The 8,494-nt window shown below is 66.6% G+C and carries 10 protein-coding genes; 3 read left to right on the top strand and 7 right to left on the bottom strand.

From position 1 onward, the window contains the following. The 4 genes from ON44_RS16495 to ON44_RS16510 form a co-directional block, all read right to left on the bottom strand. Window positions 1-571, bottom strand: a 571-nt coding sequence (locus tag ON44_RS16495; protein ID WP_040690935.1) for a GAF domain-containing protein, incomplete at its 3' end; no start/stop codon positions are given. A 43-nt stretch (window positions 572-614) separates the two neighbouring features. Further along, window positions 615-1,277 carry a response regulator gene (locus ON44_RS16500; protein ID WP_040690938.1) on the bottom strand — a complete coding sequence of 221 codons (663 nt, stop codon included), beginning with the start codon at window positions 1,275-1,277 and terminating at the stop codon, window positions 615-617. 27 nt (window positions 1,278-1,304) lie between these two features. Then, window positions 1,305-2,840 carry a bifunctional aminoglycoside phosphotransferase/ATP-binding protein gene (locus ON44_RS16505; RefSeq protein ID WP_051182097.1) on the bottom strand — a complete coding sequence of 512 codons (1,536 nt, stop codon included), beginning with the start codon at window positions 2,838-2,840 and terminating at the stop codon, window positions 1,305-1,307. Continuing rightward, window positions 2,831-3,595 (bottom strand): SDR family NAD(P)-dependent oxidoreductase, encoded by a 765-nt coding sequence (locus ON44_RS16510; RefSeq protein ID WP_040690946.1) that lies wholly within the window; start codon window positions 3,593-3,595, stop codon window positions 2,831-2,833. Before ON44_RS16510 ends, ON44_RS16505 begins: the two co-directional genes overlap by 10 nt. 232 nt (window positions 3,596-3,827) lie before the next feature. Here ON44_RS16510 and ON44_RS16515 point away from each other — a divergent pair, with 232 nt between their 5' ends. Beyond that, on the top strand, window positions 3,828-4,742 hold the full coding sequence (locus ON44_RS16515) for an Acg family FMN-binding oxidoreductase (RefSeq protein WP_040690940.1): 915 nt from the start codon (window positions 3,828-3,830) through the stop codon (window positions 4,740-4,742). Window positions 4,743-4,758: 16 nt separating this feature from the next. Here the strand turns inward: ON44_RS16515 and ON44_RS53760 are convergent, their stop codons facing one another. Together ON44_RS53760 and ON44_RS16525 are read right to left on the bottom strand one after the other, a co-directional pair. Beyond that, the gene (locus tag ON44_RS53760; RefSeq protein WP_083897923.1) at window positions 4,759-5,673 is read right to left on the bottom strand and encodes a DUF302 domain-containing protein; all 915 of its coding nucleotides are present in this window, start codon (window positions 5,671-5,673) and stop codon (window positions 4,759-4,761) included. An 8-nt stretch (window positions 5,674-5,681) separates the two neighbouring features. Next, entirely contained in the window at window positions 5,682-6,209 is a 528-nt protein-coding gene (locus ON44_RS16525; RefSeq protein ID WP_040690951.1) for a flavodoxin family protein, read from the bottom strand. Window positions 6,210-6,479: 270 nt separating this feature from the next. Between ON44_RS16525 and ON44_RS46835 the strand changes: the two genes are divergently transcribed. Then, entirely contained in the window at window positions 6,480-7,082 is a 603-nt protein-coding gene (locus ON44_RS46835; protein ID WP_051182098.1) for an Rv1733c family protein, read from the top strand. 11 nt (window positions 7,083-7,093) lie between these two features. Continuing rightward, entirely contained in the window at window positions 7,094-7,972 is an 879-nt protein-coding gene (locus ON44_RS16535; protein ID WP_040690955.1) for a universal stress protein, read from the top strand. A 156-nt stretch (window positions 7,973-8,128) separates the two neighbouring features. Here the strand turns inward: ON44_RS16535 and ON44_RS16540 are convergent. Further along, on the bottom strand, window positions 8,129-8,494 hold a 366-nt coding region (locus ON44_RS16540), incomplete at its 5' end, for a putative PEP-binding protein (protein ID WP_040690942.1).

An 8,494-nucleotide genomic window follows, 5' to 3' on the forward strand; every position in this document is an offset into this window, starting at 1 on the left:
CAAGCGCCCGCACCACGACCTCGTCGTCGTCGGTGAATTCCTGGCCACCGGCCTTTTCGGTCAGGTACAGGTTGCCGAAGATCTCGTCGCGTACCTTCACCGGTACGCCGAGGAAGGTGTGCATCGGCGGGTGGTGGGCGGGGAAGCCGACCGAGGATGGATGCTTGGAAAGATTCGGCAGCCGAATGGGTTTCGGTTGTTCGAAGAGCAGGCCGAGGACACCGTGACCACGCGGTAGATCGCCGATCAGGATCCGGGTGCGGTCGTCGATGCCCTCGTAGACGAATTCGGCGAGCTCGTTGCGGGTCTTATCGGTTTCGCGCACGCCGAGCGCGCCGTATCCGGCGTCGACCAACTCGATGGCGGTGTGCACGATCGAGCGCAGCGTGTTGTCCAGGTCCAGTCCGGCGGTGACGACCAGCATCGCCTCGATCAGGCGGTCCATCTGATCGCGGACGCCGACGATTTGGGCGATCCGATCCTGGACTTCACCGAGCAGCTCGCGAAGCCGCAGCTGCGACAGTGTTTCGGTCAACGGTGTTTGGTCCGGCACGAGGAACTCGCGATCCATAGGCCCAATCCTCGCACGATCGCTTACCCCGCGCCGTCGTGCGTCAAACCTCGCCGGTGCTCATTTTCTGGGTGGGCGCACTGAGTTTCGACGCCAGCACCGCGGCCTGGGTGCGACGCTCGACCCCGAGTTTGGTCAGCAGCCGGGAGACGTAGTTCTTCACGGTTTTCTCAGCAAGGAACATCCGGCTCGCGATCTGACGATTCGTCAGCCCCTCACCCAACAGATCTAGCAGGGTCCGTTCCTGTTCGGTGAGCGCCGCCAGCGGCCCCGTCTTGGCCTCGGCCTCGGCGCGCAGTTTCGCCATGAGTGCCGCGGCCGCCCGATTGTCGAGCAGCGACTTACCCGCGCCGACTTCGCGAATGGCCTCGACCAGCTCCAGCGTGTCGATGTCCTTGACCACATACCCGCTGGCCCCGGCCAGAATGGCATCGAGCATGGCCTGCTCGTCGGTGAACGAGGTCAGTATCAGACACCGCAGCTCGGGATGCTGATCCAGCAGTTCCCGGCACAATTCGATGCCATTGCCATCGGGCAGCCGCACATCGAGGACCACGACCTCCGGGCGCAGCGCGGGAATGCGCGCCAACGCCTGCGACACCGTACCCGCCTCCCCGACCACCTCGAGATCGGACTCGGTTTCGATCAGATCCTTCACACCGCGACGCACGATCTGATGGTCATCGACCAAGAACACGCTGATCATCAGCGAACACCTTCCTCGAGCGTCCGTTCAGACTACTGAGTGATCAAGCTCGATGTGTCGGTGATAGGCCCCGGTTTGGTGACGAAGGTCCCTAGCTGGCTCCGGATTGATCGGCTGCCAGGCACACATCGCCGCGGCCGCTGTGTGCTCCAACGGCAAAGTGGTGTCGAGCGCAACGGCATCGGTCCACGATGACGCCGCTTCCGCCATGGCGTCGGCGATATCCGGCGTCGCATCGGATTCGCAGCCGGCGCGCTGGCGGATACGGCCACTCGCCACGGCGCGTGGGCAGACGCATCGCAGCTGGATCAGGTCGGCGTAAGTTTCTTCGGCGAGCGCGGCCGCGCGCTGTCGTTCGGTCGCATCGATCCAGCTCGCGTCGAGGACCACCGACACACCGGATCCCAGCAGCGCACGGGCCTCGGCCAGCATCTCGGCATAGACGCGCGCTTTGCCGGCCGGTGCGTAGGCACCGGCGTCGTAGGTGCCGATCGAACCGGTCAGTTCGTGCCCGGCCAGCAGTTGCTTGCGCACATGGTCGCTGGAGATGACGACCGCACCGGTGGCCAGCGAAAGATCGGCGGCCACAGTCGATTTCCCGGTGCCCGGCAGACCGCCGACGAGCACCAGCCGTACCGCTGCCTGCTCGAGGTGGCGCACTGCGATCTGCAAGTGCCGGTGCGCATGCTCGGGTGCGGCCGTATCGCCCTGGCCGAAGCGGATGACGTCGACCTTCGCGCGGACCAGCGCGCGATAGGCGATATAGTGATCGCGCAGCGATATGGGTGCCGGGTCCGCGGTGGCGCGAAGATAATCGTCGAGCAGTCGATCGCCCAGCTCGCGATGGCCGAGGAATTCCAGATCCATGGCGAGGAAGGCGATGTCGTCGAGGCAGTCGAGGTAGCGCAGTCGATCGTCGAAATCCAGACAATCCAGTACCCGAAAGCCGTCGGTGAGATCGAAGATGTCCTCGGCCAGCAGATCGCCGTGCCCGTCGACAATGCGGCAGTCGGCGATCCTGTTCGCCAGCAACGGATTTCGGCCGTCGATGTAGCGCATCGCGAGTTCATCGATCCGCGCGAGTTGTGCTGGTTCGACGATATCGGCCGACTGTCCGGTGAGACTGTGCACGAGCACACGCCAACGGGCACGCAGTTCCTCCGGTGTTCCGGCGCGATCGATCTCCGGGCCGCGCCGTGTCGTCTGATGGAACAGGGTCAGCACTTGGACCAGCGCGGACAGCTCCGATCCGCGCACGTTCGGGTCGGCCAGAATGTTGGACAGTCGCCGGTCTTCGGGCATGCGGCGCATGACGATCACCGGTTCGTCGGGGCCACCGGTCGGATCGGTCAGGTGCGCAATGCCGAGGTATACATCCGGTGCGAGTCGTCGATTCAGCTCGACTTCCCGGGCACAGGCGCGCTCGCGGAGCTCAGTTGTGCTGAAATTCAGGAAGTCGGTGGCGATCGGTTTCTTCGTCTTGTACGCCCGGTCCCCGCACAGCACCACGACACCGGTGTGGGTTTCCCGCAACTGCGCAGGCGCGGCTGCGGTCACTGCCATGTTCCATGCGCTTCGGCAGGTTCGACGAGTGTCATGCCCGCGGTAGCGCCACCGTCGATGACGAATTCCGATCCGGTCGAGAAGGTGGCCTCGTTGACGATGAAGCCGACCATCGCCGCGACCTCCTCTGGTTCGCCGAAACGCGGAAGCGGCTGGGCCGCAGTAATACTCGTATCGAAGCCGGCCGTCATCGGGGTGTGGATCGGTCCGGGGTGCACCGAGCAGACCCTTACCCCGGCGTTGCCGAATTCGAGTGCGGCGGCCTTGGTCAACCCGCGCAGGCCCCATTTGCTGGCCACGTAACCGGCGATTCCGGAATAGCCCATCAGACCCGCGGTCGAGGAGATGTTGACGATGACACCTCCGCCATTGGCGCGCAGCCGCGGGGCCGCCAGATGCATACCGAGCCAGGCGCCGAACAGATTCACATCGACGACGTGCCGGAACATCGCGGGGGATTCGGACTCGATACCGCCGAAGTCGAGGATGCCCGCATTGTTCACCACAACGGCCAACGGTCCGAAGTCCGCTTCGGCGTCGTCGAGTACCTGTCGCCAACCGCGCTCGTCGGTGACATCGAGGTGACGGAATATCGCTGTCGGGCCTAGCGATTCGGCCGTCGCCGTGCCCTCGGTATCGAGCAGATCGGCCACGACCACACGCAGGCCGGATTTGACCAGCGTTTGCGCGATGGCCGCGCCGATGCCGCGCGCGCCGCCGGTGACGACGGCGCTTCGGCCAAGGAATTCGGGCATGGTGCCCACCTCCGTTCATGCTGATGTATTCAGGATTTCGCAACGGTCGCGGTGGCGTGACGGCCAAAGGTCATTGATGTTGCGGGACTTCCGGACTGTCCGGCGGATCCGGGCTGAAGCGGCGTCCGAAGTCCCGTCAGGAGAGGTCGTCCTGCTCTTACCGGGCAACCGTTGCGGTGGGATCGTGAGTCGAGACGAAAGGGTGAAACGACGAAGGGAAAAGGGTGACCACATGGATCACGGACTGCCCGATGATCACACCGTGAAGGCGGCGTTAGCGCTCGCGGTGCGGGCGCCGTCGGTACACAACACCCAGCCGTGGCGGTGGCGGATCGGAGACCGCAGCGTACACCTGTATCTGGATCCGACCAGGGCGCTGCCCTCGACCCGCCCCGATCAACGCGATCTCGTCTTGAGTTGTGGTGCTGCGCTGCACCATCTGCGAGTCGCGGTCGCGGCGCTCGGCTGGTCGGCGGTGGTGCATCGGCTGCCGAATCCGGCCGATCCGAATCACCTGGCATCGATCGAATTGGTGCGGCATCGGCCGATTCCGCAGGAAATCGAGCTGAGCGCCGCCATCGCCCGCAGACGAACCGATCGCAGGCCCTTCACTGAGTGGCCGGTGCCGCCCGGGTACCTCGGATTGGTCACCGAGCGCGCGGCGCCCCTGGGGGCGACCGTGCGGCAGGCGACCGCCCGGTCACGCGACTGCGTGGTCGAAGCGATGCGGGCCGCGGCCGAGCAGCACGACGGAGACTTGGAATTCCGATTCGAGCTGGCCGAATGGAGTGGCGGACACGCCACGGCCGCTGCGCCCGCACCCGAATCCGACTTCGCCGAGCTGCTTGTGGTCGGCACCGCCGCCGACAATCGGTTCGCCCGGCTGTGCGCGGGCGAGGCGTTGAGCGCGGTGCTGCTGACCGCGACGAATATCGGGTTGGCCACCTGTCTGCTGACCGAACCGCTCGAGACACCGACACTGCGGGACCGCATCCGTGTCGGTGTCCTCGACAATTACGGCTACCCCCAGGCCGTGATCAGAGTCGGCTGGGCACCGACGACCGCCGAACAGTTACCCCTCACACCTCGTCGGGCGGTCGAGGATGTATTGGATCCCTCGAGGGTCGCCGAGGCGACCGCCTGCTGAACGGGGCGGACTCGGACTACCTCGAGCTCGAGTCGGGGGGACGCTTTGCCGCCGCCTCCAGGCGCTTTTCCACGGTCGCCAGGGCGGCTGCCAATCGGTCGCGGGCGTCTCGGGCGGCCGCGCGCAGCTCGGGCTGGTCGGTGTGGTGCAGGACCTCGCCGCACAGCAGCAGCACGGGGTCGACCGCCTCGACGAGGGTGGTGTCGCCGTCGGTGCGCACTACGACATTGCACGGCAGTAACAGCCCGACCCGGGGATCGGCGGTCAGCGCACGCTGCGCGAGAATCGGGTCGCAGGCACCGAGAATCAGATAGTCGTTCATCCGCACGTCGAGCCTCGCGTGCAGTGTGGCGCGCACGTCGATCTCGGTAATAATGCCGAAGCCCTTTTCGGCCAACGCCTTTCGCAACTCCGAGACGGCGTCGGCGAACAGTGCGCGCACCCGCACGGCGAGGGCGGCGGCGATCGGTCGGCGGATCTCGGTTACGAGATCCCCGGGCCGCACGGCCGCATCCGGTGCCACCACGAACACCTCGGTCGGTGGCCCCATCGGTTGATAGTCGGAGGAGCGGATCCAGTCGTCCAACGCACGGTAGGCGTCACCGATGTGCTGATAGTCGCCGTGGTGCCAGATGCTGGCGCACAGCGTCGGCTCGGGACGACGCAAGACGACTTGTTCGGTGGTGCCGTCGAGTACGGCGCCGGTCACCGGAAGACCGAAGTCCACCTCGGTGGTCACACCTGGTCCGAGCATGCCCAGATAGGTCGTCGACGGCGGTCCGGCCGGTACGAGTCCGGTGTGGGTGGCCATCTCGTAGAGTGCGTGCATCCCCGCACCGATATCGTCGCCGGCATGGTCGCCGCGGACCGAGCGGCGCAGTTCGAGCACAGTGGTGGTGTTCGATTCGACGACCTCGACCCGGTATGACATCGCCGACCTCAGGACCGGTGCGCGATGTGGTCGAACCCGGCGCGGGCGAGGCGATCTGCCCAGGTCTGCGCACGCTCCAGTTCACCCGGCGTGACCGGGCCGAGGGTGCCGTCGACGAGGAAGTCCACCGGTCGGTCGACGAGCTCATAGCCCAAGCGCCGCAATCGTTTTCCGGCACCACGTGCGGCCGATCCCGGCAGCCAGGACGGTTTCGCGGCCTTGGTGCAGAAGGCGGCGGCCCGGGAGCCCGCCGGCACCGGCAGTGCTGCGTCGAGCCATTCGCGCATGCCGATGTCGACCGAGACCGGTACCTCGGTCCGGCTCGCCGCGTCCCGTCGAGTCCGCGCCCGGCTCATCCCGAGGGCGTGGGTGGGTGCCCCGACCACCAGCAGATCGACCGTCGGCTCGGGGTGCTGGGCGGCGGCCGCCACATCCAACACCTCCACCTCGCCGTATTCGCCCAATTTCTGTGCGATGGCAGCGGCGATGGCAGCGGTGTTGCCGAACATCGACTCGTAGACGACTCGGCACCGCATCTCGGCCTCCTCTGCACTACCTGCGGGAAACTCCTTCGCGCTCGACGCTACGTCCGCTGCAGGGCCGCGCACAGTGCCGAACTGACGCATGCCGAGGGACTTTCGACCATCCCCTGACCCGACTTGCCGGCCGTGGTCGCGACCTACCGAGCGTACGAAAAAGCGAGGTCGGTGGACCCCGAACAGCGATGACCTTCGTCTCTGCCCGCGTACTCGCCTACGCGCGATGCTCGGATCAGAACAAATTCCAGGGGAAGAAGGTGATCGGCGATGTCGCGGGACTCGACGTTCCCGATTCGCGGTGCGTCGTCACCATTGCTACGGCTGTGGTGGCAGCGCCCGTGGAGCCCGAATCCCTTGCTGCGGCCCGCGGATCGGCTCGAGGCCGTATTGCGGCTCGTGGTCGTACTCGCCGTACTCGTAGCGATACCGGTCGCCGGAGCGCTGGGGACGGCTGCCTACACCGACGCCGCCGCCCGGATCCCCACCGAGGGCGCCACGAAATCCCTTGTCAGCGCGGTGATTACGGCCGAGCCCGAGCGGACGCCTGCGCATCTGCTCGAGGCACCGGTGCAGTGGGGCCACAACGGCCGCCCAGGCACCGCGACAGTGCGGGTGCCGGGCCATGCGGTCCCCGGCGATCATGTGGCGGTGTGGCTGGGGCCCGACGGCGCTCCGACGGTCGCCCCCCGGCATTCCCATGCCGCCGTGATGACCGGAATCGGCGTCGGCGTCGTCGTGCTGACCGGCACCTGGGTCGTCGCATGGCTGCTATTGCGGGGCACCGTATGGCTGCTCAGGCGTCGACATCGCGCGCAGTGGGACCGGCAATGGCGAACGCTCAACCGTCCGACCACCGAAGACAGGCAATGAAGGGAACGACCATGGGCAATTCCGCAGCGCCGCAGATCATTGCGGCCGTCGACGGCTCGGCGAGTTCATATGAGGCGGTTGCCTGGGCGGCGGTCGATGCCGCGCTGCACCGCTGCCCGCTACGCATTCTGACCTCGGTGGCCGTCCCCGACTTCGGCCCCGACCGAACTCTGAGCGAGACGGATGTGGAGTGGCTGCGCCGCGATGGCGAGCGGATCCTGGACGAGGCGGCCAGCCTGGCACGTCACACCGCGCCGGGGGCGGAATTGGAGCTGGCCACCGAGGTGATCTTCGCCTCGATCATTCCGACCCTGATCCTGCGCTCGGCGCAGGCCAGGATGCTGGTCGTCGGCAGCCGCGGCATCGGCGCGTTCCACCGCGGATTGCTCGGCTCGGTCAGCACAGCGGTCACCCATCACGCGCATTGCCCGGTCGCCGTGATTCACGGCGATTCGGCGATCGATCCGGAATCGGCGAGTAAACCCGTCCTGGTCGGCGTCGACGGCTCACCCAATAGCGTGCCCGCCATCGAGCTCGCCTTCGAGGAGGCCGCGCGACGCAAGGTGGGGCTGACGGCACTCCACACCTGGAGCGATGCCAGCGGCGTCGATCTGCCGCATTCGGGCTGGGAGGCCGCGCGCGAGTCCGAACAGGCACTGCTGGCCGAGAACATGGCCGGCTATCGCGACCGGTATCCGGAGGTGCCGGTATTGCGGATCCTGAAGCTGGACCGGCCGGTTCGAGCGCTGCTCGACGAGTCGGCGAATGCGCAGCTGGTTGTGGTCGGCAGCCATGGCCGCGGTGGGTTCGCGAGTATGGTCCTCGGCTCCACCAGCAACGCGTTGCTGCACGCGGTGGAGTGCCCGATGATCGTGGTACGCAACAGCTGACCTGATTCCGCTGTCGGCGCGGGATGTCCGATCCTGCCCCGCGCCGACGCATGTAGAGCGGTGGTTGTGGTGGTGATACGAGGGCGAACTGTCGTGTGACGCAAGGTGTTGCTCTGGACCCCGTATCGGGGCCCCAGAGCAACCGAAGTGTTGTGGTCAGCGCGGCGGCGCGGATCCGTGCTCGTCCAACGCCCAATCGAGCAGCAGGCGTCGCTCGGCGGCGGCGACCACGCGCCGGGCCGCGGGCACCGCGTCCGGAGTCACCGAAATCGACGTAATGCCCATACGCACCAGGTATTCGGCGAACTCGGGCCGGTTCGACGGCGCCTGCCCACACAGCGACGAGGTGATGCCCAGTCGGCGCGCCGTCGAGACGATGCGGCCGATGGCGTCCAGCACGGCGGGATCGGATTCATCGAACAGTTCGGCGCATTGCTCGGAATCACGGTCGACGCCGAGCATCAGCTGTGTGAGATCGTTGCTGCCGATGGAGACCCCGTCGATGCCGAGACCGACGTATTC

The sequence above is a fragment of the Nocardia vinacea NBRC 16497 genome (assembly GCF_000308835.1).
GTDB lineage: Bacteria > Actinomycetota > Actinomycetes > Mycobacteriales > Mycobacteriaceae > Nocardia > Nocardia vinacea.